This window comes from Sorangiineae bacterium MSr11954 (assembly GCA_037157815.1).
GTDB lineage: Bacteria > Myxococcota_A > Polyangia > Polyangiales > Polyangiaceae > Pendulispora > Pendulispora albinea.
This window is the reverse complement of record CP089984.1, coordinates 1,953,651-1,978,342: the sequence shown is the minus strand read 5'-3', so window position 1 is coordinate 1,978,342 and position 24,692 is coordinate 1,953,651. Positions and strand designations below refer to the sequence as shown.

The window sequence follows — 24,692 nt, the reverse complement described above, 5'->3', positions numbered from 1 at the left end:
TGCCATCAGGCCTCTGCACACATGCGATCAGGACACCCACGCGCAAGAGGATGCTCCTCGATGATGAATCATCATCTGGCACCGGATTTGATGCGGGTTCCGCGTATGACGCCAAGCTACACACTCGACCAACCGATTCGTACGCTTCACGATTTTGCGGACCGTGCGGGCGCGGCCCCGGAGTACGCCGATGAGCAGCTCATGGAAAAGATTGGGGTGAAGATCGTCGAATGGGATCCCAATCGGATCGTCGCCAAGATGCCCGTCAACGGGAATCGGCAGCCGCACGGGCTCCTTCATGGCGGCGCCAACGCGGTGCTCGCGGAGACGCTCGGCACCATCGCCGCCACCTTGTATGCCGCGCCGAATCGGGTGGTGCTCGGGCTGGAGCTCTCCTGCACGCACCACCGCGCGGCCGTCGACGGGTGGGTCACGGGCGTCTGCAAACCGCTGCACACGGGCCGCAACACGGCCAGCTACGAAATCGTGGTTTCGGACCACGACGGCAACCGAATCTGCACCGCGCGATTCACGTGTGTCCTGAGCGAGCGGATCCCCGACGTCAGCCTGTAAGTGGCATACGGCGCCGCGCGCGCCAACGCGGCGAGGCTCGGTCGGCCGAGCGCGCGCGGCCCTCTCTGGCGAGGCTCGCCGGCCGAGCGCGCTCGGTTCGATCACCAGTCGAACATGCTGGTGTGGGTGGAGCCATACTGCGTGACCTTTTCATTCCACGCCTCGAGCGCGCGCGGCGAGCCCGCGGGCGCCGAGGGGGTCGGGCTGAGCTGAAAGGCTCCCTCCGAATTACCGACTTGGTTCCACCAGAGCACCATGCGGATCTGCGGCTGCGACCACACGTAATCGAGGCTTTTTCGGATCAAGCTGGCGCGCAGTGAATCCGGTATTTGCGAGGAGAGCACGATGCTGTACTCGGCAATGACGATGGGCTTTCCCTTGGGCAGGGCCCACCGGTACCAGCGCTGGAAGTCGGCCTGCTCCGAGAGGGCCACCTTGGGCTTCCAATCGCGGATATAGGCGTCGATGCCGAGAAAGTCCGTGTAGGCGTCGCCGATCCACCAGTCGTCGGGGTTCTTGGTCTTGGGGGCGCCGTCCCGCCATTGGTAATCCATGGCCACATAGCCAATCCACACGCGGGGGTTCGCCTGCTTGGCCACCGAGTAGAAGCGGCGGAACATGCGGACGAAGGTCGCGCCGTCCATATCGTCCTCCGGCTCGTGGTACATCGTCAAATAAGAGCCATCGGGCATGCTGGCCGCGAGCCTTCGAATGGCGCCGTCGTAGGTGCCGGCGATCACGCCTTGGACGTCGTCGTTCGAGGGCTTTACGCTCAAGAACGAGACATTGCCGTTCGCGGGATCCTCGGCCCCCGCGCTCTTGGACGAGCAACCCGCGTAACACTCGGGAAAGCGGTCGTAGCTATTGAACACCCGGTGGACCTTCATCTTCTCGCCCACGAAATGGCGATTGGCGACTTGCCGGTAATTGCTCGCCGTCGGGCCTTCGGCGGCGGGCGCGAGGGAGGTGTTGTTGTACATTCCGAGCACGAGGGGTTTGCGGGCCGGATCGGCGGCGCGACCCTCGGCGGTGAGCGGATTGGATTCGGGTCCGTCGGAGGGCGCAGGGGCTTCGCTGGCGCAGCCAACGGCCATGGAAAAGAGGACCAAGAGTGCGCACGCGCCTCCCCCGCGTCGCGAGGGGGCGGAATATCGCGTGTCATCGATAGCGTTCATGGTGCGGCAGCGGTGCAAGACGAGCGCCGCCCATCGCGGACATCGAAACATCGCAAAAAACCGCTTCGACGTGCGAGTGGCGAGCAATCCTCGCTCAATCCATCGCCTCGTTCGAGCAAGTCCTGCTCAATCCCCGCCGCTGCGCGGACGCGGAATATTGTACCTTCGCAGCTTGTCCACCAACGTTCGCCGCGGCATCCCGAGCGACTCGGCCGCACGCGATTGATTGCCATGGGCGCGCTCGAGCGCATCGACGATCCGCTGCCGCTCGAGGGACTGCATCTGCCCGCGGAGCGGGGTCCCGGCCCCGGCCACGCCGGGCGCGTGAACGGGCAGCGGCGCGGACAGGGGCATGGGATCGCCCGGGGCCTCGAGCCGGAGGTGCTCGAGGTGGATGATGCCGTCGGACAAGGCCACCGCTTGCTCCACCACATTGCGGAGCTCGCGCACATTGCCGGGCCACGGGTGGCGCACGAGCGCATCGCGGGCCTCGTCCGAGAGCTCCGGCGCGGGATCGGGGGCCGAAAAGCGGCTGGCAAAGAGCTTGGCCAAGGGCACGATTTCGGTGATTCGCTCGCGCAAAGGTGGAATGGGAATGGTCACGCCGCTCAAACGAAAATACAGATCGCGGCGGAACTGTGCGCTCTGGCTTTCGGCCTTCAAATCGCGGTGGGTGGCGGTCACCAAGCGGATATCGAGCTCGCGGCTCTCGGTGCCCCCCACCCGGCGGATGCGCCTCTCCTCGATGACCCGCAGGAGCTTGACCTGGGCGCTCAATGGCAGCTCGCCGATCTCGTCGAGGAAGAGCGTCCCTCCTTGCGCGGCCTCGAACACGCCGGGCTTGGACTTGGTGGCCCCCGTAAAGGCACCTTGCTCGTGCCCAAAGAGCTCGCTCTCGAGGAGCTGCGGATTGTACTGCGCGCAATTGACCCGCACCAAAGGTCCGTCCGCCCGGCGGGAGGCGCGATGAACGGCCTCGGCGACGATCTCTTTGCCGACGCCGGTCTCCCCGAGGAGCAGCACGTTGATGTCGCGTACGGCGATGCGCTTCACCAGCTCGTGAAGGCGCACCATGGCCGGATCGCACACCACGTACGCCCCGCCGAGGACGGCGCTTTGGGGGCCCGCGTCATCCGGCGGGAGCGTCACCTTGGGCGAGCGCTGCGACGCCTGCGCCGAGCGGCGCTGAAGGAGCACGGTGATCCGCCCGAGCTCGATGGCCTCGCCGGGACCTATCTCCACCGACGCGGCGGGATCGAGGCGGCGGCCGCGCACGAAAATACCGTTCCGGCTCTCGCAATCGCGGATCCGAAACGAGCCGGCGGCGCAGGTGAGCTCGGCGTGCCTTCGCGATACGGACGCATCGGCGATTTGAACCGCGCACTCCTCACCGCGGCCGACGAGCAAGGTGCCCGTTTCGGGCAAGGCCACCTCGAAGGCGCCGCCGGCTCCTTCGTTCGTGCCTGCGCCCGCGCCGGAACCCGCGCCGCCTGCGGCCGGCAAGAGCACCAGCAAGCGAAAGCCATCGACGTGGGGCGGCGCCTCCACCAAGTCCGTCGGCCCCTCGCTCGAGGGATCTTTGGTCCGCTGCCCCATTCGATGGGGACCAAATTACCATAGAGCGGGAGCGCGCCCGAACGTGGATGCGATCGGCCAAAGCCCACTGGCGCGAGGCTTCGAGACCATGTAACTCCACGCGCGCGCGGAAACGACGGAACGTTGGAGCCGGATTGGACTCCGCAAAAGCAGTCACCGTTTCTCGTTGACGCCTGGTTCCGGTCACGGGTAACTGGCAGCGATAGTGAAAGTCACATTCATTATGCTCGCCCTTGCCATGGGATCGTCGCGTCCCCGGACCTTTTGACGTGTGCCGTCCACCTCGTTCCACGCGTTCGACGCGGCGAACGTCGCGCCGTCTCGTTCCGTTCGTAGCCATCGCGCTCACCCTGACGCCACCCGCACGCGCCGAAGAGCCGGCGCCTCCCGCGCGTGCCACGGAGCCCACACCTCCCGCATTGCCCCCCGGCCCGGCCGATAGCGCCAAACCCGCCCCACCCCAAGACGCGAAGCTCCCGGAGGTCTCCGTCCGCGGCGAAGCGTCGGGATCGCGCCTTTCGCGGAGCGCGGAGGCGGTGAGCGTCATCGACATGAAGCGCGCGCACGCCCATCGAGCGAGCGCCGATATGGGCGAAGTTTTGGCCCGAAGCCCCGGGATCATCGTCCGCCGCGAAGGCGGGCTCGGGTCCACCGCGCGCGTTTCGCTGAACGGATTTCAGGACGAGCAGGTGCGCTTCTTCGTGGACGGCGTTCCCCTCGCCTACACCGGCATGACCTTCGGCGTCGCCAACGTCCCCATCGACTTCGTCGAGCGGGTCGAGGTGTACCGCGGCGTCGTTCCCATCCGCTTTGGCGCCGACGCGCTCGGCGGCGCCATCAACCTGGTCACCGAGCCAAAGCGGGGCACGCGCACCAGCGCCTCGTATCAAGTTGGCTCATTTGGCACCTACCGCGCCACCGTCGCCGGCCACTACTTCGATCCCCAGACGGGCTTCTTCGCGCGCGCCAACGCCTTCTACGACCGCGCCAAGAACGACTACTCCGTCGACGTGGACGTCCCCGGCGCGGGCAGCCGCACCGAGCGGGCCACGGTTCATCGATTTCACGACGCATACCGCGCGTACGGCGCGGGGCTCGAGGCCGGTGTGCTCGACCGCGGGTGGGCCCGCCGGCTCTCCCTTCGCGTGTATGGAACGGCGTTCGACAAAGACATTCAAAACAATTTGATCATGGCGAACCCTTACGGCGAGGTGCGCGCTGGCGTGGACTCGCTCGGCGCCACCGCGCGCTACCAATCGCCCTTCGTGCCCGTGGGATCCACGAAGCTCTCGGTCTCGACCATCACCGGCTACGACCATCGAAGCATCGCGTTCGTCGACCGCGCGGAGTGGAACTACGACTGGTTCGGCCGCCGCACCGTCCCCACCGGAAGCCGGCAAGGCGAGACCGGTGGGTTCAAGACGGATCAAGTCCTCCGCGAGCACGCCGTCTTCGAGCGCCTCGGCCTCGATTGGGTCGTCTCCCCCGACCTCGTCCTTCGCGCCCAAATGGCCCCCACATGGGTATCGCGCGCGGGCGAGCAAAAGCTCCCGCTGGAGCCGGGAAAGGCCGACCCGCTCTCCGGAGGGCGCAAGCTCCTGACGTGGACCAACGGCCTGGAGGCGGACGTTCACCTCTTCGATCGGCGCCTCCAGAACATCGCCTTCGTCAAACACTACTACATGAGCTCGCAGGCCGACGAGCTGGTGACCGATACGCAATTTCGTTCCACCGATCGCACCGACTCGAGCTTTGGCGGCGGCGACGCGTTGCGCTTCCGTTTTCTGCCTTGGCTCTATGGGAAGGCCTCGTACGAGCACGCCACCCGCTTGCCGAGCCCCACCGAGTTGTTCGGCGATGGCACCTTGGTCGAAGGGAACATCGCGCTCGTCCCCGAGACGAGCGACAACGTCAATGTCGGGTTCCTGATCGAGACGGGCCCCACCCGCGCGGGCGCCCTGACCGCCGAGGTCAACGGGTTCTTGCGCTACGCGGACCACCTCATTACGACCATCATCAACAACACCAGCTACGACTACCAGAACGTCTACAGCGCGCGCTCGGCGGGGGGCGAAGGGCTGGTGGGCTATCGATCGCCCGGCGACTATTTCTCCCTCGACGGGAGCTTGACCCTTCAAGATTTCCGAAACACCTCCAACGAGGGCGCCTTCTTCAAAATGGAGGGCGACCGCATCCCCAACCTCCCGTGGCTCTTTGGGAGCCTGAGCGCGCGGGCGCGGGTCCCCGACGTGGTGACCCGCAGGGACGAGGTCTCGCTCGCGTGGACCACGCGCTACCTCCACGACTTTTACCGCTCCTGGGAGGGCCAAGGCGAAAAGGCGAGCAAGGACCATCTCGCCTCGCAGCTCCTTCACTCCGTCGCCCTCACGTACCTGCTTCGAAGCCCGGCCACCCTCAGCGCCACCCTCGAAGCCCAGAACCTGACGGACGCGCGCGCCTACGACAACTTCGGCGTTCAGAGGCCGGGGCGCGCGTTCTTCTTCAAGGGCACGTTCGAGCGCGACTGGGACGCGTGGTGAGCGCGATGAGGCTCCCGAAGCTGACCAAGCACGCGTTCCTGGCCATCTGGGACGTGCACGCGTGGGTCGGCATCGCCGCGGGGCTGGTGCTGCACGTCATTTGTTTTACCGGCGCCTTTTGCGTGTTCTACGAGGAGCTCGGGGTCTGGCAAGATCCCGCGCTCCGCGTGCCGCACGGAGAGGTCGCGCCGCTCTCGCAGATCGTCTCACCGGTGCTCGATGCGAGCTGGGTCGCGCGCAAGCGCATCGACGTTCATCTTCCGGGCGACGATCGCAGCACCGTCGACATTCGGTATGTGCCCGCCTCGGGCGGCGTCCGCGAAATGGTGCACGTGCACCCGCGCACCGGGGAGATCGTCCCCGAGCGTTCGCGGCTGGCGAGCATCCTCTTTAATGTTCACTTCCTCTACCACGACCGCTGGTTTCCCTCGGGCATCTATGTCGCGGGCGTGTTCGGCACGGCCATGGTGCTGGGGCTGGTGACCGGCCTCTTGATCCATTATCGAAATATCGCGCGCCAGCTCCATCGGTTCCGCCCGCGCGGGCGCGCGAGCACCGCCTGGGCCGATGCGCACAAAACGTTGGCCGTATATGGCTTTCCATTTCAAGCCATGGCGGCGTTCACGGGGGCGATGATTTGCTTTGGGCCGCTCTTGCTGCGCTCGTTCGCGGGGCCGCTCTTTCATGGCGATGCCAAGGCGGCCCAGAGCGCGCTGTACGGGGATTTGAGCGGGCCCCCGCCGCGCGGCCAAGCTGCAAAGGCGTTGCCCCTGGAGGAGCTGGTGGCGCGCGCGACGGAGCGGCTCCCGGGGCTCTCGCCCGCGGTGCTGCGGATCGCCAACTACGGGGATGCCGACGGCACGGTGGCCGTCCAAGGGAAGCTCTTGGCGGCACCGCTGGGGACGAGCACGGTGCGCCTTCGTTTGCGCGACGGTGCGGTGGTGAACGTGGAGACCGCGGGCAGCATGGGGGCGGCGCAGAGCATCGAGCAGGTGTTTCGGAGTCTGCACTTTGCGCGCTTCGGCGGGTGGGCCGTCAAGATCTTCTACGCGCTTTGCGCGCTCGCCGCCTGCGTCACCATCCTGAGCGGCAATTGCATTTGGCTCTTGCGCCGCGAGGGCCGGGAGAAGCGCGCCAGCGACCGCCTCTTGGCGCGGCTCACCGCGGGCGCGGGCGCGGGCATCGGTCTCGCCACCGCGGTGCTCTTTTGGGCCAATCGATGCATCCCCATGACGGTCGCTTCCCGCCTGACGTGGGAGTCGGTGGCCTTCTTTGGCGCGTGGGCGCTCGCCTTGGTCGGGTGCCTGGTCGTGCGCGACGCCAAGGTGTCGTGGACGGCGCTGCTCGCGGCCTCGGGCGCGCTGTTTGCGCTCGTGCCCGTGCTGAATGCGCTCACCACGGACGTGCACCTCTTCAATGTCGGTCGCCATCGCGTGGGGGCGGTGGCGGCGATCGATCTCTCGCTGTTCGTGCTGGGCGCGGCGCTCTTGGGCGCGGCCCGCGCGGTATCGCCATCCCTTCGCACCTCTCGCACCTTTTTCGTTGGAGCAAAACGATGAATACGACTCGCCTGCTTTCGTTCGGCTTGGTGGCTGCGCTCACCGCGTGCAGCTCTTCGGACGACAAACCCACGCCGCAAGCGGCCCTCTGCGCGGTCCGCCCCGCGGGCGCAGGAGGCGATGCCGGCCCCCGCGATCCGAACGGGCTCTATTCGATCGGGACGGTGATTCAAGGTCCCAGCGCGCGAACGCTCTACATCCAGTCCGTCACGTCGCTCGACCAGTACGTCTCCACCGGACCCGCCACGGAGATCTCCGGAAACTCGCGGCATATGGCGTACGGCGGGTTCACCTATGTCGGTTATGCCGAGAAGCCGGAGATTGGCAAGTTCGAGCCCAACAGCGAGGGCAAGCTGGTGAAATCGAGCCAGCCGAATGTCAACTTCGGCCGATACGGGCTGAAGTCGATCCCCTTCGGGAACGCGTTCATCAGCGCCACCAAGGCGTACCTGTTCGCGGAGGCGCAGTACAAAGTCATCGTCTGGAACCCGACCACCATGGAGATCACCGGTGAGATCGATCTCTCGCAGGTGAAGAAAGAGGGCTTCGACGCGGAGCTCTGGGTCGCCACCGTCAAAGGCGACAAGGTGTACGTGCCGCTCCGCTATGTCGATTACAAGAATACGAATTTGTACAAGATCGGGCGCGACGCCAACATGCTCGTGCTCGACGCGAGCCAAAACAGCGTCGTCCGCGTGATGCACGACGAGCGCTGCGCCGCCGCCGGGCAGCCGGCCATCTTGGACGACGGGACCATCTATGTGCTCGCCGACGGGCGCAGCTACTTGGCGCAGGTCGAGGCCATGCTCACGCAGCAGCCCGTCCCCAAGACGTGCATCCTGCGCGTCAAGCCGGGGGAGACGAGCTTCGATCCGAACTACATGGTCGAAATCCCGTCGCTCACCGGGGGGCGAAATGCTGCCAGCCAATTCTTCCACGTGGGCAACGGGGTCGGCTACGCCAAGGTTCATTACCCCGATCAGATGGCGCGCGGGGCGGATTTGAAAGGATCCGCCATCTGGAAGCAAAAGGCGTTCAAGTATTGGCGGTTCGAGCTCGGTGACACCGTGAAGGCCGCGGAGGTGCCGGAGATTGGGTTCTCCATGATCGCGTTCGGCGGCGCCGTGCTCGATGGCAAGTACTATGCAGCCGAATCGGCGGACGGCGCGACGTCGTCGTTCTGCGAGTTCGATCCAAAGACGAATACGGCGTCGTTGCGGTTTCAGATGGATGGGTTTTTGAGGGATCTGTATCGGCTTCGGTGAGCTGCGCTTCGCCCCCAGACGACGTCTCCCCGTAAACGGCATTGGGGCTGGGGGCGCCGGAGGCGATGCCGTTCACTCGCTTGCTCCCGTACACGTTCCCGTTCTCTTCTCGGGAACGTGTACGGGGTGAGTGAACGGCGTGGGGGCTGGGAGGCGCTCGTTACTTCGCCTTGGCCAGCTCCGCTTCGCAGGTGGTGCGATCGTCGACGATGGACGGGAAGGGCAGGTTCGTCAGGCCGCTGAAGATCAAGTTGTCGATGTCCCAGCCCGTGTGGCCGCCGGATTCGTCGGCGCCGGCGCGGAAGCGGACCTTGATGGTCTTGCCTTGCAGCTGCTTGCCGAGGTTCACCGAAACGGTGGTGTAGGCGGGGTAGCCGGGCGAGTCGCCGGCCCACGCCTTGCGGCCTTGGAGCGGGTTCTCGCCGCCTGCGATGAGGGTCTGCGGGTAGCCCGGATCTTTGTAGGTCGCGATGTCGTTCCAGGTGGCGCCGTTGTCGGTCGTGATCTCGAGCACGCCGCCGTCCCAGTAAGTGGCGGGGGCGCCCGGGGTCGTCTCGAACTGGTAACGGTGCTTGAAGGTGATCTTGAAGTCGCCATTTCCGACGACCAAGTTCGGGGAGACCAGGCGCTCGTCGCTGGTGACGCCCAGATCGTGCGCGTGCCATACGTGGTTCGAAGCATCGCCCTGGCGCAGCCACACGTTGGCCGGACGCGGGCTACCGTGATCGATGGTCCAGGCCGGACGCGCGCTCTCCACGTTGTCGATGGGCGACGAGTTGGGCACGTCGTCGTAGTTGAAGAGCGTGTTCACCACCGTGCTGGTGACGGCAGGAACGGCCTCGTCGTTGCGCAGCTCGATGGTGATCGGCAGCTCCGCGCGCGACAGCGGGATTTGATCGGCCGCCACGGTCACCGTCACGGTGGCGATGCCGTAGGGATCGATGGATCGGATGGTCGCCTGGCCATTGTTGGTGAAGGTCACGCTCGGATCGGTGGTGCTGACATTCAGCTTGGACGAGCGGAGGTTCTGCCACCCGAGGTTGCGCACGCGCACGGTGAGCTTGCCGGTCTCGCCCGCGTCGAGGACGCCGTCGTCGTCGCAGGACGAGATGGAGTCATCGAGCTTGGCGTCGACGATGGTCAGCTTGCCGCGCATGTCGAAGTTCTCCACCGCCTCGTCGAAGCTCGTGGAGCTGGTGGGCGGCGCGATGGCCCCCGAGCCGAGGCCGCGCTTGGCGAAGCCGCGCGCCAGCGCGAAGAAGTCGTCCTTCTGCCCCATGGCCCACACGGTGGAGAGGATCGCGTCGCGCTGCTCGGTGAAGGTCGGCTCCGGCGGCGCGGCCTTCATGCCCGCGACGATGTAGTCGGCCATCCGCCGCTTGCTCTGATCGAAGCTGCGCCCGGCGACTTGCCCCGCGTGCAAGACGTTGACGTACCCTTCGAACAGCGTCTGCGTCCAGATCTCGCCGACGTTGTGCACCTCGGCGTTGTCGGGGGAGGCCGGCGAGAGCGGCGCGCCGGTGGGCAGCGGCGAGCTGCGACGGATGTGGCGGAACGTGAAGGGGTTCTTCGCCCGGTTCGCCGAGTACGGCGCGCGGCGGATACCGAAGTAGGCCGCGCTGTTGGTGATGCCCGCCGCCGCGTACTGCGCCATGGGGAAGGCGGCGCCAAAGAGCTCGTTATCGAGATCGCTCTCGCGAACGACCATGAACAAGCTCACGAAGTCGCCCCAGCCCTCGCTCATGCCGCTGCACGAGGCCGAGCCACACGAGACCAGGCGATGATGGATGTAGTGACCCCACTCGTGGGCGATCACCGTGTTGTCGATGGTCCCATCGTGCAAGGTCTCGGCGCCGCGCTTCAACCGGGCGGAGACCGGCCCTCGCGCGAGCGCGCTCTTGACGATGGCCCCGTCCTCGAGGCTGAGACCGATGAGCGGGATGGTGATCGACGCATCCGGCAAGCCCGGGTTGGGCGCCGAGTGGCCGGCGGCGTTGTTGACCAGCACGATGCCGATGGCCCCCGCGGCCTGCGCGTTCTTGCCCTTGTCGGTGAAGGGGCAGGTGCCGCGATCGATCACGGCGATCTTGCCCGCCACGTTGGTGGGCACGGCGCAGGCGTCCGCCGGCGAGGAGACGACCAAGTCGCCGGTGATCTCGAACTGCTGCGGGCCGAAGGCGGCCGCGCCGAAGGGATCGGTGTACGCGCCGGCCGGCGTGGTCTGGAAGGAGCGGTTGGGCACGCCGGACCACACGAACATCTGCATGCGCGGCGAGATGCCGTCGCTGGGGGTGCTCATGTTGGCGTTGTTGGAGAACCCGGAGTCGGCGCCGTCCTGCGCCTCCGCGCGGAGCGGATCGCCTTCGGCGCCGCCGCGGCCGAAGTTCGAGAGCTGCGCGACGCCGGCGGCCTCGTTGAAGCCCGAGTCGTAGAAGTAGTCGTGCAGCCAGTTGTTCACGTAAAAGAGCTGCGTCGCGGCCGCCTTGATCTGGTCCGGGCTCGCGTTGGGCTCCTTGTTTACGTCGTAGATCCGGTCGAACGTCTTGGGCGCGGTCACATCGGGCACCACATCGCCCGGATCGAAGCCGTCGCCGCTGCCCGCGTGGTTGTCGTTGCGGTCGCCGTACGCGCGCACGTTGTTGCCGAAGGTGGTGGTGGCGTTCGGCGGGAGCCAGGGATCGGCCTGGCCATTCGGGTTCTTGTTGAAGCCCTCCTGCGAAATCAGGATCGGCTGCGCGTAGCCCGGCAGCACGCCGTTGGGGAAGCCCGTGGGGTGCGGCGAGTAGTCGACGTAGGGGCCGTCGGCCGGGACGCCCGAGGGATCGGCCCAGACGCGGTACTTGAAGCTGTCGCTCGCGGTGAGCGAAGCCTCGTACAGTACCCGCCCGTCGTCGGCGGCGATGACGTACGAGTACGATTCGTTCTCGTTGGAGCCCGAGGCGCGCGCCGCCATCTCCACGTAATAGGCGGCCACCAAGCCGTCGCCCTGGGGGAAGAAGACCTTCTTGGCCGCTGCGTCGAGCACCGCGGGCGCGCCCTGGGGGGTGGCCAGATCGTAGCCGCGGAAATCGCCGCCGCGCGCGCCCGTGTCGTTCACGGATTTTTCGGGCAGGGCGTAGCCGAAGTGCCCCGCATACACGTCCGCCACCACCGATTCGGCGGTCTTGCGGAAGGGCATGGCCTTGGCCGCGTGGGTGGCCGCGGCGCGCGGGTGCAGGTTCGCGCCGATGGAGACCAGGTTCTTCGACGGATCGAGGACCACGCTGGCGCGCGCGCGGAAGATCTCGATGCCATTGACGCGCTGCTCGAAGCGCACCACGCTCGCCCCGCCCTCGAGCTTTTGCGTATCGATTTGGGTCATCGTGCGGATGGCCGACTCGCTCACCCCGAGCAGCTCCGCGTGCCGCGAGAGATGAACGCGCGCCGCGGTTTCGGAGCTCGCGTTGAGGGTCGCCGGCGAGTCCTCCACCGCGCCGACGATGAATCGCGCCGCGCCGCGCTCATCGCGCGATACGACTTGGCCAAGAGGTGTCGACGCGAGCGCTGCGCGCACGTCGGTATCGTCGGGCGCCGTCTCCTCCCCGGATCGATCACCGGGATTGGAGCCGGGCGGTGCGCCGCTGTCCCGGGCGCACATCGGAAGACCCACCAGCAACGCGCCGGTGGCCGCAAGCAAACCAAGGCGAGAAACACCTTTTCTCATCGCTGCCCCCTTCTATGGTTGGGGCTGCAATTTCCCGCGTTTCAGGGCATGCGAGAAGAGATTTCTCACTTGCGAAAGTGAGAAAAGAAACGAACTCCAAAAACGTCCGTGACCCGAACTTAAAAAGATAATTTCGTGTGACCAATCGCACTCATTGGCCCCCGCCCTCGCACGGACGGGCTTCGGTTCTGCAAGTTGTCATTCGCACTCGCATCCCGCTCGCCCGCATCGCGTTCATGGGCGGCGCGCTGGATCGCGTCATCCATCGTTCGCGGACGATCCACCTAGCTGCTCCAGCTGCTCCAGCTGCCGCTTGGCCGGCGCGAACGGTAAGTCGCCGGGGACGCGCTCGCGGCCCGGTGCCCCGACGAGGAGCACATAGCTCGAATCGTCGACCATGTTGCGCGCGACGGCCTCGTCGACCCAAACCCCGCGGCCCTGCACCTTCCCGCGCAGAACGGCGACCTCCTCTTTCAAGTAGTACGACTCGCCCGGGCGCGCGCGGAGCTTGGCGCTCGACTCGACCTCCGCCTCGATGGCGAGATCGTGATCGCCGGGCTCGGCGTAATAGCAAAAATAGCTGGCCCCGCGCGTGGCCCCCACGAGCACGCCGTTGTCGCGTGAAACGAAGGTCACGCCCTTTTCGAGAACGGACGTTCGGATCACGCACACCTTGGCGAGGTGCGCGGGCTGCGGCAAAAACGGGTGCACGGTGGCCGTCTCCGGCTCGGAGAGCTTCCAGCTGGTGCAGCCGGCCACGTAAAAGACGAGAACCGCAAAGCCACCCCAAGACGCAATGGATCGTGCCGACCGACTCCGCGCTACGTTCATCATTTCGAAGACGCTCACCGCGACCGACTGGCGCAGGAAAAATTTTCGTCCGGTGTCCTCGGATTGATCTTCGAGGCAGGAACGAGGCCATGCCTGGCGCATGATTTGCGACGCACCGGCTCTGCCTGTAGGGATGGCCGACCGTGGCCATCATTTTCTTTGAACGAACCGGTTACTTGGCGGCACCCACACCCGACGCACCCATGGCACGCATAAAAGTCCTTCCAGAAGATTTCGTCGTCGATGAGATTCCGCTCTACGAACCCTGCGGAACCGGAGAGCACCTCTACATTCGCTTCACCAAGCGGGAGATGACCACCGACGCCGCCGTCGATGTCATCGCGCGAACGGTCGGCGTTCGCGCACGGGACGTCGGGGTGGCCGGGATGAAGGATCGCATGGCCATCACCACGCAGACGGTCTCGGTGCCGTTCGCGCCCGATCGCGACACCAAGGCGATGGCGCTGGTGCACGAGCGTATCAACGTGCTCGATACGAAGCGCCATACGAACAAGCTCCGCACGGGCCATCTGCGGGCCAACCGATTTGCCATCCGCATCCGCGACGTGGCCGACGTGGACGGCGCCATCTGCGCCTTCGAGCGCATCGGCCGCGAAGGGGTGCCCAACGCCTTCGGCGCACAACGATTTGGCCGCGAGGGCGACAATGCCGAGCGAACCCGAGCGTGGCTCACCGGCAAAGCCCCGGCGCCGCGCGATCCGCGCTTGAAACGCCTGCTGTTCTCCGCCCTTCAATCCGCCGTTTACAACGAGGTGCTCCGGCGGCGCGTGGGCGATGGAACCTGGAACACCTGCCTGGAAGGCGACTTGGCCAAACGGCACGACTCCGGTGGCCTCTTTCTCTGCACCGATGTTCAGGAGGATCGCGCGCGCGCCGAGCGGGGGGAAATATCGGCCACCGGGCCACTTCCCGGGGCCAAAATGCGTGAGCCCGAGGGGACCCCGCGCGACCTGGAGCGAGAAGTGGTGCGCGAGTTCCTGGGTGACGACATCGACCTCACCAAGCTGGTGCCACTCGGCGAGGGGACCCGCAGGCCCCTGCGCCTGTGGGTGTCCGACCTTCGGATCGAAAGAGAAGAGAGGGAAGAAGGTTCCAGCATCCGGGTTTACTTTGTGCTACCGAAAGGCGCCTATGCCACCACCGTGATTTCTGCCGCAATCTCTCTCGATGCAGAGGCCGGCAAAGGCACGGATCACCTCTCCACCAACGGCGAGGCTTATACCTGCGAGGACGGAGCGATCGAACCCGATGGGCAACAACGAGATCATTGAGCGGGTCAAAAATGCAATGGTGGGGGCGGGGGCCGCGTGGGTCCTCTGGTTGATGTTGATTCTGAGCGTCGTCTCGCTGGCGATCATGCTCGAGCGAGCCTGGCTTTACTTCTCGCTCCGTGACGACGTCGGCACCTTGATGCGGGAGCTCGGCAAGCTGCTGCGCGCGGGCGATCTCGAGGGAGCGCGCAAGCGCCTCGAGGCGTCGCCGAGCGCGGAGGCGGCGGTCGTGTTGGCTGGCGTGGTCGAGGCAAGCTACGGCGCCGATGCCGCGGCGGAGGCGATGGCCGGGGCGAGCGCCCTGCAGAAGACGAAGCTGGAGAAGCGCTTGGCGTACCTCGGCACCCTGGGCAACAACGCGCCCTTCATCGGGCTGCTGGGCACCGTCATCGGTATCGTCGGCGCGTTCGAAGAGCTCGGAAAGGCGAACGCCAAGCCGGTCGCGCAGGCCGGTGCGGCGGCGGCGGCAAACGCGGCCGCGGCCGCGGCTTCGGCGGCGAACGCAGGCGCGCAGATCGCGTCGGCTGCGGTCATGAGCAACATCGCCGAAGCGCTGGTGGCCACGGCGGTCGGTCTGGTCGTCGCCATCCCGGCGGTCGCGGCGTTCAACATGTTCCAGCGCATCGTGAAGACGACCCTGTCGAACACGGACGCGCTCGGGCACGTGCTCCTCGCGTACTTGAAGTCGACGGAGAAGGGTCTCTTGCGGCCCGCAGCCGCGGGAGCCGGGTCGAGCTCGCCCGCGCCCACGCGCCGCGTCTCGCAGAACCCGCAAAACCCGCGCGAAGACGATGAAGGGGCGAACTGACCATGGCCGGAGGTGCAGCCGACGACGCGGATGACGCGATCACAGGCATCAACGTCACGCCGCTGGTCGACATCACGCTCGTTCTCCTGATCATCTTCATGGTGACGGCAAAGCTCATCGTGAAGTCCGAGTCGATCCCGCTCGACCTCCCGAGCGCCGCGACCGGCACCAGCGAGGTGCAGACCGTTCTATCCATCGCGCTGGGCGCGGGCGGAGAGACCCAGGTCGATCAGCGCCCGGTGCCGAACGACGACGCCATCCTGACCCTGGCCAACGAGGCCCACACCAAGGATCCCCAGCTGCGCGCGGTCATCAAGGCCGACAGCGCCGTGCCGCACGGGCGCGTGATCCACGTGCTGGACTTGCTGAAGCAGGCGCACGTCTCCAAAATTGCATTCGGCGTCACGCCTGCGCCCCCCGTGGTTCCCGTTCCAAAACCCAAGTGAGCCAAGTGATCGGATGATCGACGCCTCGCACGCGCAAACCAACGGCATTCACCCTGGCGCACCCGGTATTGCCCGCGCTTCCGCGCTGATGGAGCGCGAGCCCCTGGGGCGCGTGTTCGAGCTGGGAAACCGGGCCGGGGCGACCATTGCCGTGGCGTTGCTCGTCGCGTCGGCGGTGCACGGCGCCGCAGCTGCCCGCGCGGCGCTCACGTCGCTGGAGCTGGCGCGCTTCACGCGCACGGTGCAAGCGTACGTGCAGCAGCAGCTCACCGAGACGTACGAGATCGAGGTGACCAAGCCGAAGGAGCCCGAGCCTCCTCCGCCGCCGGAGCCCGAGCCGGAGCCGGTGAAGGCGCCGCCTCCCCCGAAGGCGCCCAAAGAAGCCGTGGCGCCGCCCCCCGCGGCCGCCGCGGCGGGTGCGATCATCGACAAGGCACCCGATCCGAACGAGCCCGTCGATCTGACGAACACCTTCGTCACCGGGCCCGGTACGAGCTACGCGGGTGGCACCACGCAATCCGGCGGCACCTCGACCAAGCCCGTCTACAACGCCGCTGCGCGTGCGACCGGCACCCCGGGTGGAACGGGAGCCGCTACCGCACCGCCCGGGCCGAGCAAGGCGCGGGCCGCGGGGCTCTTGGGCGACACCAACTGGAACGACTGCCCCTTCCCCCCCGAGGCCGACTCGGAGGACATCAACGAGACATGGGTGACCATCGAGGTCCAGGTCGGGGTGAACGGCCGGGCGCAAGGGGTGACCATCGTCAAAGATCCGGGGCATGGCTTTGCGCGGGTGGCGCGGCAGTGCGCGATGCAGAAGCCGTTCGCCACCGAGCTGGATGTCAACGGAAATGCCATCCCGGGCAAGACGAAGCCGTTCCGCATCCACTTCGAGAGATGACGCTACAGATGCTATAGGTGTTCGGCATGACGCCGGACGATCCCCGCGCCGAGCTTGCCCAGATCGCGGCCTCGCTGCGGGCGTATCTCGAGTGGCAGCAAGAGTCGGGCGCGAGCGGCATCCCACGCGGCGCCCGGGTGCCCGCCCCCGCCGCGTCCGAAGCCGCAGCGCGGGCGCCGGCGTATGCCGAGCCTCCGAAGGAGCCGGCCGCGCGAGCGCCGGCTTCGTACGAAACGCAGCAACCGCGCGTTGCGGCGTCCGAGCCTAGGCCCGTAGCTTCGGAGTCACGGGGCGCGGCGCCGGTGGTTCTCCCCGTTGTTCACGAGACGCCGCAAGCTGCGACCCATGGAAACGGGCCGCAAGGGCTCGCGCGCCTCGAGCAGATGCGGCACGAGGTGGCGGGTTGCACCAAGTGCGGGCTCGCGGCGACGCGCACGAACACGGTATTTTCGCGCGGCAACCCGCAGTCGAAGCTTTGCTTCGTGGGCGAAGCGCCGGGGGCCGATGAAGATGCGCAAGGGCTCCCGTTCGTCGGCCGCGCGGGGCAGCTGCTCGACAAGATGATCGCGGCGATGGGGCTCTCGCCGGACAACGACGTCTATGTCTGCAACATCATCAAGTGCCGCCCGCCCGGCAATCGACGCCCCACCCCCGAAGAGTCGAGCACCTGCATCCCGTACTTGCACGAGCAGCTCGCCATCGTGCGGCCGCGCGTGATCGTGGCGCTCGGGAACACGGCGGTCGCCTCGCTCCTGCAGACGACCATGGGGATCACCAAGATCCGCGGGCAGTGGAAGCTCTATCGCGGCGCCACCTTGGTGATGCCCACGTACCACCCGTCGTATTTGCTCCGCCCCAGCGCCACGTTGCAGCAAGCCAAGCGCGAGGCGTGGGACGATTTGCAGCTGGTGATGAAAGAGCTGGGGCTCGAGCTGCCGAAGAAGAAGTAGCCGCCGCCTCGCCGAGGACGAGAGACGAGGCCCCGGGAACACCGAGCGGCGCTCAGTGCCCGACGAAGGCCTCCTCGAGCCACCACGCGCCGCGCTTCGACGTGACCTTGGCGTCGATCAAGAGTGCGCTCTCGCGCGGGCTCGCCAGCCACGAGAGCAGCGGCTCGAGATCGGCGCGCGTGCGCACCGTGAGCGCCTCGCAGCCGAAGCCGCGCGCCATGGCGGCCAGATCGCGATCGGGGAACTGCACGGTGTCGAGCGGGTGGCCCCCGGGCGCGAAATGATGGACCTCCGCGCCGTAGGCCGCGTCGTCGTAGACGACGATGAGCATGGGCAGCCCGAGCCGCGTGACCGTCTCCAGCTCGGCGATGCTCATGAGGAAACCGCCGTCGCCCACCGCGGCCACCGTCAGACGATCCGGCCGCGCCAGCGCCGCGCCGATGGCCGTCGGCAGGCCCAGGCCGATGGATTGAAACGCCTGCGTAAAGCAAAAGGCCCGCTCATCGGGCACCCGCAGGTACATGGCGGGGTAGCCCACGAAGTTGCCCGAGTCGACGGCCACCGTGCGCGCCTCCGGCAGCATGTCGTCGAGCGCGATCGTCAAGGTGCGCGGATCGAGCCGCTCGCCGTCGGAGTCGTCCTCGTAGGGCACGTCGCGCCATCGGACGGCGCTCGCGATGCGCTCGCGCAGCGCGTCGGATCGGTAGCCTTTGCTCGTGAACCCGCGCTGCACGAGCGCCGCGCCGATGCACTCGGCGACCTTGCGCGCGTCGCCCACCACGCCGCAGTCCACGCGGGTGTGGCTCCCCAGATCGCCGGGGTGCAGCGCCACCTGCGCCACCGTGGCGTCGGGGTCGAAGATGCGGCCGTGGCGCGTGGTCCACATGGTGAGCGACGCGCCCCAGGCCACCACCAGATCGGCGCCTCGAATCAGCTCCGCGGCCAGCGGCGACGCAAAGCCGCCCGACACATCGAGGTACCATGGGTTGCCCACGAAGAGCCCCTTGGCGCGCGCCGATACGGCGAGCAGCGCGCCGCACCGCTCCGCGAGCTCGGCGAGCGCCGGCCCCGCGCCCGACATCACCGCGCCATGCCCCGCGATGAACACCGGACGCCGCGCCGAAGCGATTCGCTCGAGCAGCGGCTCGGCGTCGGAGAGCGGGAAGCGCTCTTCCCCGCCCGGCTCCGAGACCACCACCGAGGGAGTTTCACGCTCGTTCGCCTCGCCGGAGTCCGCGGCGAGGACGTCGACGGGGAGCGCGACCATCACCGTTCCCTGCGCGGAGAGCTCGCGCGGCGCGGGGATGTCGGCGGCGCCGCGGGCGCGCACGAACCCGGCGCCGATGCCCTTGGCCAGCGCCGGCAGATCGAGGTGGAAGTTCGAGCGCGGCGAGGAGACCTCCGGCACCAACACCAAGAGCGGCGTGCGGCTCTTGGCCGCCTCCGCGATCCCGGTCAGCGCGTTGGTGAGGCCAGGCCCTTGGTGCACGGTGAGCACCCCGCCGCGCCGCCCGATGCGCGCATAGGCATCGGCCATGGTGGCCGCGCCGCCCTCGTGCCGCGCGGCCACGAAATCCATACCCGCCGCGCGCAGCGCGTTGACGAGGTGGAAGTTGCCGCTGCCCACGACCCCGAAGGCACGATCCGAATGCATCGACAGCGCGCGTGCGATCGCGGAGACGATACGCGTCATACCTCGAAAGGTATCACGCGCCGTGGGTCATCGCTGCGCCACGTCCGCCGCTTCGCGCTCCGCGGCGCCGAAGGCGACGCGTGCGAGCCGCGCATACGCATCGACCCGCGTGTACACGTGGTTGCCGTGCGCGGAACAGCTGCCGCCGCGCGAGACCACGCCGACGATCTCGCCGGTGTGGACGTCGATGGCCGGCCCGCCGGAGTCACCGCGGCAGGTGGCCGCGTCGACCTCGAACTCGCGCGGCCCGAGCACGGCGCCGGTGTCTTGGTTGGCAGCGGGCCCCACGGCGAGCACGGTGCTTCGCTCGCGCGGGCGGCGCTGGCCGATGACATTGGCGGCGCCCCCGCCGAAACCGACAGGGACCACTTCATCGCCCGACTGTACGGAATCGTGGAGCCGCAAGGGCAGAATGGTTACGCCGGTGATGGGGCGATCCAGGATCACGTAGGCCACGTCGGCGTCGCAGAGCACGTGCCCCGTGGGGTGGAGCGTGCGCACGGCGCGGGCGCGCGGAACGTCGCGGTCGACTTGCACCCGATCGCCCACGTAGACCACGATGGCGGAAGGGTCGGCGTCCTCGCCGATGTGCGCACCGTTGTGCGATCGTCCATCGGCGTCGCACGACGGCATGGTGGTGATGGCCTTCGCCACGCAATGGCGCGCGGTCAACACCAGGTTGGGAGCAACCAGCGCGCCGCTGCACAAGGTCACACTGGTCGGGTTCCCATCGTGCGATGTGGCAACCGCCAATACACCCGCGCTGGCGTGATCGATTGTCCGCTGAAGTCGGATATCCGGTCCCCGCACACAACCGCTGCCTATTAACGCCAACGATCCTGCGAGGATGGCTGACACTACGCCACCGTGAGTCATACGCTTAATGCCTCTCTCATCTTGGATGACGGCGTTCGAGGGCGCTTGCGGTCGAAGTTAGGAAACGACGAATCTTTGCGCGCGCGCACGCGATGCCGTGCGACACCGACATGCGCCGTAAAATGCGCACCCATCGCTCGAAAGCTTCAACGGCGTCGCTGGATGTCGGATGATGGCGGCCGGTTGCTCGCTTGGATCGCGCGGTCTCTGGTATCGTTCGGGCTCCCGCATCGCGCGGGAGCAGGCCCTCGCTCGCGACTCGGGCAGGGTTTCGTTCGAGCGAAACCGAGATCCGCGCCCTCATGTTTTTCCACTCCGACTTCGCATCGATCGCGCGCGCGGCGGTAACGCGCGCCGCGGCTCATTCGCGGGATAATCCGCGCGAGAATTTGCGGGAGGGCGACGCGAGGGATGACGAGGAAGAGATCGTCAGGCGGCTCGCGTCCGATCCGCGATTCAAGGAGGCCGCGCACCGTGAGCGCTCACGGCTCGTGGCCAAAATCGAGGGCGATTTGGGTCCGTTCGAAGCGCGCCAGCTCCAGGCGCTGCTGGAGGCTCCGCGCGAGCGCTTCGTGCGGCTGCAGGATCTGCCGCGATCCTACGAGGACGTCCCTCTTCCGCTCGACGACGAAGGCCTCTCGACCATCAGCGCGCCGCACGCGTACCTGCTCTCGTTCCGGGTGCTCGATCTGCGCGAAGGCGACGCGCTCATCGAGCTCGGCACGGGCTCCGGCTACGGCGCGGCCCTCGCCTCCGACATCGTGGGCGACGAAGGCTCCGTGCGCACCTTCGAGATCGACGAGCGCCTCGCGAGCCGCGCCACGCGGCTCTTGCTCGAGCGATCCAATGTCCAAGTCTTTCATTTGGATGCGACCGAGTCGGCCCCCGTTTGGGGTTCCTTCACCAAGGTCGTCGCCACCTTTGCCGTCGATCCGGTCCCGGACGCTTGGCTTCACGCGCTCCCCATCGGGGGCGTTCTCGTAACCCCCATCGGCCCGCGCGACCGCGACCAACGCCTCGTGCGCATCATCCGCACCGAATCCGAATTTCTCACGAGCGACCACGGCGGTGTCCGCTACGTAAGCAACCGCAGCACCATCCCGCCTGCGCGCGAGTAGGTCTGTCGCGGTACGCGGTACGAGAATTCAACCGCAAGGACGCTCGGATCGCGAGGGTTGGATGTGAGCTCCGCTCGGTTCCCGCGGTTGGTGTGAGCTCTCTCGTGCGACCCTCGCGCCCTGGCGGTGGCGCCGATCGTCGAGGAGTCGGAGTTTCAGCCGTCGTCTTTGCGTTCGGCGGGATCCTTCGGCGGATCGACAGGCGGATTCGCGGTGGCCGTGGGCGCAGGCGGCGCTGCATCCGGTGCGGCCGAGGCCTGTGCGGAGGACGGCGACGGGGGCGGAGGATGCTTCGGCTTTTTGCCGAGCACCTTCTCGTCGATCACGTCGCTCACCGTTTCGAGCGCGCGGGTCACCTCCCGCGCCCCTTCCTTCACGACCTCTTCGATCTTCTCCGTCGGAAACTCGTCCACCGCCGTTTTGGCCGCCCGAAACAGCAGCCCCAGCCCGGCGCGGATGTCCTCGATCGGATCAGGTTTCTTCTGCTCGTTCGGCATGCGCTTCATGATGCGCATTTCCCCGGGGGCTGTCGAGCGCACGCGCGTCAGGTCCGCGCGTTCTTCGCACCCGCCGCGCTCAGCTCGCGCGCGTCTTCGTGGTGCGGGTGGGGGCCGCCGCGGTGCAGCGGTTTCGGCCGGTGCGCTTGGAGACGTAGAGGGCTTCGTCGGCGGCTTTGAAGAGGGCGTCCCAGCCCTCGGACTTGTTCGAGTCGGCGCCTTTGTTGCTAGCGCTCGCCGAGGACGCGACGCCGCGCACATGGCCGGGGGAGAAGGTGGCGATGCCGATGGAGCACGTGACCTGGAGCTTGCCGTTGGGCGTGTGGAATACGGTTTTGCCCAGCTCCTGCCGGATGCGCTCGGCGAGGAGCATCGCCCCCTCTTCGTTCGTCTCCTCGCAGAGCACCACGAACTCTTCGCCGCCGAAACGGGCGACCAAGTCGGTGGCGCGGCGCTGGCGCTGCAGGATGTCGCCCAGGCCTTTGATCACCACATCGCCCACATCGTGGCCGTAGGTGTCGTTCACCTTCTTGAAGAAGTCGATGTCGGTCACCAGCACCGAGAGCTTCCGACCGAAGCGCGCCGCCGCCGCGACCTTCTGCGTCGCCGCTTCGAGCATGGCGCGCTTGTTGAGGAGCCCCGTGAGCCCATCGGTCGTCGCCATCATTTCGAGCTTGTGAACCATGCGCGCGTTGGAGAGGCTCACCGCCAGGTGGCTGGCCAGCACCTCCAAAGTCGGCCGCACCGACTCGCCAAAAGCGTTGCGGCGGCGGGCGCCGAGGATCAAGGTGCCCAGCGGCTTTTCGTGCTGCAGAAGCGGCAGCACCAACAGCGACGGGAGCTTGGGCCACGGGTGCCGCCGCGTGAGCACGGTTTGGTGCGTCGGATCGTATTGGCCTTTGTACGGGAGCGGAAAGCGGTTTTGCACCACCATGGAGACCAGCCCCGTATTGTGGGCAAAGCGCACCCCGACCAAATCGTCGATTTGGCCATTCGCGCTCTTGGCGGCGCACACCTCGTGCGTGCGCGTGGTCTCGTCGAAGATGGTCACCGCGGCCAGATCGAAGCTGGCGATCTCGCGCGCGGCCCGCACGCCGGCTTCGAGCACGTCCTTCTCGCTGGTGGCGGCGCCCAGCGCTTGCGCGGCGCGATAGAGCTTTCCCTGCTCCACCTTGGCGCGCTCGAGTTGCACGAACACGCGCTCGTTCTGGATGGCCCGCAAGCAATACCGCGCCGCTTGCGCCGCCAGCTCCTCTTCTTGGGTGGAGAACGGACGGTTCTCCGTGCGGTCGATGACCAAAATGCCGCGCAACGCCTCGAGGCCCTCGAGCACCGGGATGGCGGCCAGCACGCTCACCGGACAGGCCCCCGCGTAATAAGGCACTTTGTACGAGGGCTTGAGCCCCGATAAGGTGACCCGCTCGCGTTTTGCGACCACGGCGCCGAGCACACCGTCGCCGACGGCGATGGGCGCGTCGTGGATGTCGTCGGACTCGGTCGACAGCTCGCTGATCTTGAAGTGCGTCTCCGCGTCGTTGAGCCAGAGCAGCACCGCCGTGTGCAGCCCCAAGGTGCGGCGCAGCAATTCGAGTGCATAATGCACGGATTGATGGATCTCTTCGACGCTCGATCGCGCCAGCCGCTCCGCGCTCTGCTCGGCGTGGGCGTCTGCGCTCCCCTCGCCTGCGCCGAGCAGCCGGTAGCTGCGCGCGTCGTCCTTGAGTCGCCGGAGCTCGGCCTCCACCCGAGCGCGCGCCGCCGCGCGGGTGCGCGCCACCTCGACCCGCAGAAAGGCGAGGTTCAGGATGGCGAAGGTCACCGCGAACACCGCGTGCGGCATCAGCTTGTCGAAGTTCGGCTCCAGCAGAAGGTACTGCCGGATGAGCGCCTCGAAGCCGATCACGGAGCCCAGCACCAGCACCGCCGCCACCGGCCGCGCCAGCGCGGCGACCAGCGCTACGAGCACATACATGACCGGGGAGAACACCCCGTCGAGCGTCCCCTCGAAGCGCAGGAGCGCAGCGGATAGGCCGATGGTGAGGAGCACCCCCAGCTCCACGTCCAGGAGAATCGGTACCTCGCTCACCCGATCCGGCGAGCGCGGCGAACGCGTTCGATCGTGCGACCAGCGCGCGCGCAGCCGCGGTACCAGCAGCGCGAAGAAGAGCGCGGCCGCCGCGATGCTGCCTACGTCCAGAGGCCCGGTCGCCCCGCCCGCGATCACATAGGCCCCCAGCGCACATCCGAGCGCGAGACCATGTCCGCGTCGGATGATACGCCGGACGAGCAGCGACCCTCGGACGAGCGGATCCATGAAGTACGGGTCCGATATCAGGACGGCGGCAGCGGGGCCAAGTTCCAGGCGTCGCGCCTCCGCCACTCCTCGAGGCGCGCGGCAATTTGCGGCACCCGCGCCTTGGAGAAGGGGAGCCGCAGCTCCCGCACGCTTTGCCCCGAGGCCGCGGCCCCGACGGGAGCCCCGGCGGCCGCCGAAGCCGCAGGCTCCGCCTCGCGCAGGATCAAGAGGAGGATCGCGCCCTCGCAGCGGATGCCCTGCAGCGCTTCCCAGGGAAAGAACGTCTCCTCCTTGTCGAGGTGCACCAGGATGCCCCCGGCAACGACCGCGACGTAACGGTCGTCGAGCATGAGCAGCGCGATGCCCAGAAACCCGGTGACCAGGCCCGCGATCATCAGCGCGGCCCCGAAGGCCCCGACGGTCCCACTGCTGGGGAACTTTTTCGCGGCAGCCGAGAAAATCACCATGGGCGGGCCGACGGTGAGGAGCGCGATGGCCGGGATCAAAATGCGCTTGGTCGGCCCCGACTGATCCACCCGATAGAATTCGAGGTGCTCCCGAGTCTCCACGGCA

Annotated in this window: 19 protein-coding genes; 10 read left to right on the top strand and 9 right to left on the bottom strand. The window is 67.3% G+C overall.

Translation table 11 applies throughout. From position 1 onward, the window contains the following. The first annotated feature begins 60 nt into the window (after window positions 1-60). Entirely contained in the window at window positions 61-573 is a 513-nt protein-coding gene (locus LZC94_08145; GenBank protein WXB17239.1) for a hotdog fold thioesterase, read from the top strand. Window positions 574-674: 101 nt separating this feature from the next. Here LZC94_08145 and LZC94_08140 read toward each other — a convergent pair whose 3' ends face one another. Then, a complete protein-coding gene (locus LZC94_08140; protein WXB17238.1) occupies window positions 675-1,667 on the bottom strand; it encodes a hypothetical protein in 993 nt (330 codons plus the stop codon). 207 nt (window positions 1,668-1,874) lie between these two features. Continuing rightward, entirely contained in the window at window positions 1,875-3,344 is a 1,470-nt protein-coding gene (locus LZC94_08135; GenBank protein WXB17237.1) for a sigma 54-interacting transcriptional regulator, read from the bottom strand. A gap of 419 nt (window positions 3,345-3,763) precedes the next feature. Here LZC94_08135 and mxcH point away from each other — a divergent pair, with 419 nt between their 5' ends. The 3 genes from mxcH to LZC94_08120 are packed head-to-tail and all read left to right on the top strand — an operon-like array spanning window position 3,764 to window position 8,708. Next, the gene (gene mxcH, locus LZC94_08130) at window positions 3,764-5,884 is read left to right on the top strand and encodes a TonB-dependent siderophore myxochelin receptor MxcH (GenBank protein ID WXB17236.1); all 2,121 of its coding nucleotides are present in this window, start codon (window positions 3,764-3,766) and stop codon (window positions 5,882-5,884) included. 5 nt (window positions 5,885-5,889) lie between these two features. Further along, complete coding sequence (locus LZC94_08125; GenBank protein WXB17235.1) at window positions 5,890-7,443, top strand: PepSY domain-containing protein; 1,554 nt, start codon at window positions 5,890-5,892, stop codon at window positions 7,441-7,443. Next, window positions 7,440-8,708 carry a hypothetical protein gene (locus tag LZC94_08120; protein WXB17234.1) on the top strand — a complete coding sequence of 423 codons (1,269 nt, stop codon included), beginning with the start codon at window positions 7,440-7,442 and terminating at the stop codon, window positions 8,706-8,708. Before LZC94_08125 ends, LZC94_08120 begins: the two co-directional genes overlap by 4 nt. 160 nt (window positions 8,709-8,868) lie before the next feature. On the opposite strand, the gene LZC94_08115 is transcribed toward LZC94_08120, so the two are convergent. Then, window positions 8,869-12,411 carry a M36 family metallopeptidase gene (locus tag LZC94_08115; protein WXB17233.1) on the bottom strand — a complete coding sequence of 1,181 codons (3,543 nt, stop codon included), beginning with the start codon at window positions 12,409-12,411 and terminating at the stop codon, window positions 8,869-8,871. A 258-nt stretch (window positions 12,412-12,669) separates the two neighbouring features. Continuing rightward, the gene (locus LZC94_08110; GenBank protein WXB17232.1) at window positions 12,670-13,245 is read right to left on the bottom strand and encodes a DUF2846 domain-containing protein; all 576 of its coding nucleotides are present in this window, start codon (window positions 13,243-13,245) and stop codon (window positions 12,670-12,672) included. A gap of 200 nt (window positions 13,246-13,445) precedes the next feature. Here LZC94_08110 and LZC94_08105 point away from each other — a divergent pair, with 200 nt between their 5' ends. The 5 genes from LZC94_08105 to LZC94_08085 are packed head-to-tail and all read left to right on the top strand — an operon-like array spanning window position 13,446 to window position 17,639. Beyond that, a complete protein-coding gene (locus LZC94_08105) occupies window positions 13,446-14,534 on the top strand; it encodes a tRNA pseudouridine(13) synthase TruD (protein ID WXB17231.1) in 1,089 nt (362 codons plus the stop codon). Further along, the gene (locus tag LZC94_08100; GenBank protein ID WXB17230.1) at window positions 14,512-15,342 is read left to right on the top strand and encodes a MotA/TolQ/ExbB proton channel family protein; all 831 of its coding nucleotides are present in this window, start codon (window positions 14,512-14,514) and stop codon (window positions 15,340-15,342) included. Before LZC94_08105 ends, LZC94_08100 begins: the two co-directional genes overlap by 23 nt. Before the next feature lie 2 nt (window positions 15,343-15,344). Continuing rightward, a complete protein-coding gene (locus tag LZC94_08095; GenBank protein ID WXB17229.1) occupies window positions 15,345-15,788 on the top strand; it encodes a biopolymer transporter ExbD in 444 nt (147 codons plus the stop codon). A gap of 13 nt (window positions 15,789-15,801) precedes the next feature. Next, complete coding sequence (locus LZC94_08090) at window positions 15,802-16,689, top strand: hypothetical protein (GenBank protein ID WXB17228.1); 888 nt, start codon at window positions 15,802-15,804, stop codon at window positions 16,687-16,689. Window positions 16,690-16,715: 26 nt separating this feature from the next. Then, complete coding sequence (locus tag LZC94_08085; GenBank protein ID WXB17227.1) at window positions 16,716-17,639, top strand: uracil-DNA glycosylase; 924 nt, start codon at window positions 16,716-16,718, stop codon at window positions 17,637-17,639. Between the two features lie 52 nt (window positions 17,640-17,691). On the opposite strand, the gene LZC94_08080 is transcribed toward LZC94_08085, so the two are convergent. Both LZC94_08080 and LZC94_08075 read right to left on the bottom strand, forming a co-directional pair. Next, window positions 17,692-19,332: a thiamine pyrophosphate-binding protein gene (locus LZC94_08080; GenBank protein WXB17226.1), complete on the bottom strand. Its 1,641-nt coding sequence runs from the start codon at window positions 19,330-19,332 to the stop codon at window positions 17,692-17,694. 27 nt (window positions 19,333-19,359) lie between these two features. Further along, window positions 19,360-20,046 (bottom strand): S1 family peptidase, encoded by a 687-nt coding sequence (locus tag LZC94_08075; protein ID WXB17225.1) that lies wholly within the window; start codon window positions 20,044-20,046, stop codon window positions 19,360-19,362. Window positions 20,047-20,510: 464 nt separating this feature from the next. On the opposite strand from LZC94_08075, the gene LZC94_08070 reads away from it, so the two are divergent. After that, complete coding sequence (locus tag LZC94_08070) at window positions 20,511-21,326, top strand: hypothetical protein (GenBank protein WXB17224.1); 816 nt, start codon at window positions 20,511-20,513, stop codon at window positions 21,324-21,326. A 155-nt stretch (window positions 21,327-21,481) separates the two neighbouring features. Here the strand turns inward: LZC94_08070 and LZC94_08065 are convergent, their stop codons facing one another. The 3 genes from LZC94_08065 to LZC94_08055 all read right to left on the bottom strand — a co-directional run bounded on the left by LZC94_08065 (window position 21,482) and on the right by LZC94_08055 (window position 24,688). After that, window positions 21,482-21,832 carry a hypothetical protein gene (locus LZC94_08065; GenBank protein WXB17223.1) on the bottom strand — a complete coding sequence of 117 codons (351 nt, stop codon included), beginning with the start codon at window positions 21,830-21,832 and terminating at the stop codon, window positions 21,482-21,484. Between the two features lie 70 nt (window positions 21,833-21,902). Continuing rightward, complete coding sequence (locus LZC94_08060; GenBank protein ID WXB17222.1) at window positions 21,903-24,137, bottom strand: sensor domain-containing diguanylate cyclase; 2,235 nt, start codon at window positions 24,135-24,137, stop codon at window positions 21,903-21,905. Between the two features lie 17 nt (window positions 24,138-24,154). Then, the gene (locus tag LZC94_08055) at window positions 24,155-24,688 is read right to left on the bottom strand and encodes a hypothetical protein (GenBank protein WXB17221.1); all 534 of its coding nucleotides are present in this window, start codon (window positions 24,686-24,688) and stop codon (window positions 24,155-24,157) included. Window positions 24,689-24,692 lie beyond the last annotated feature (4 nt).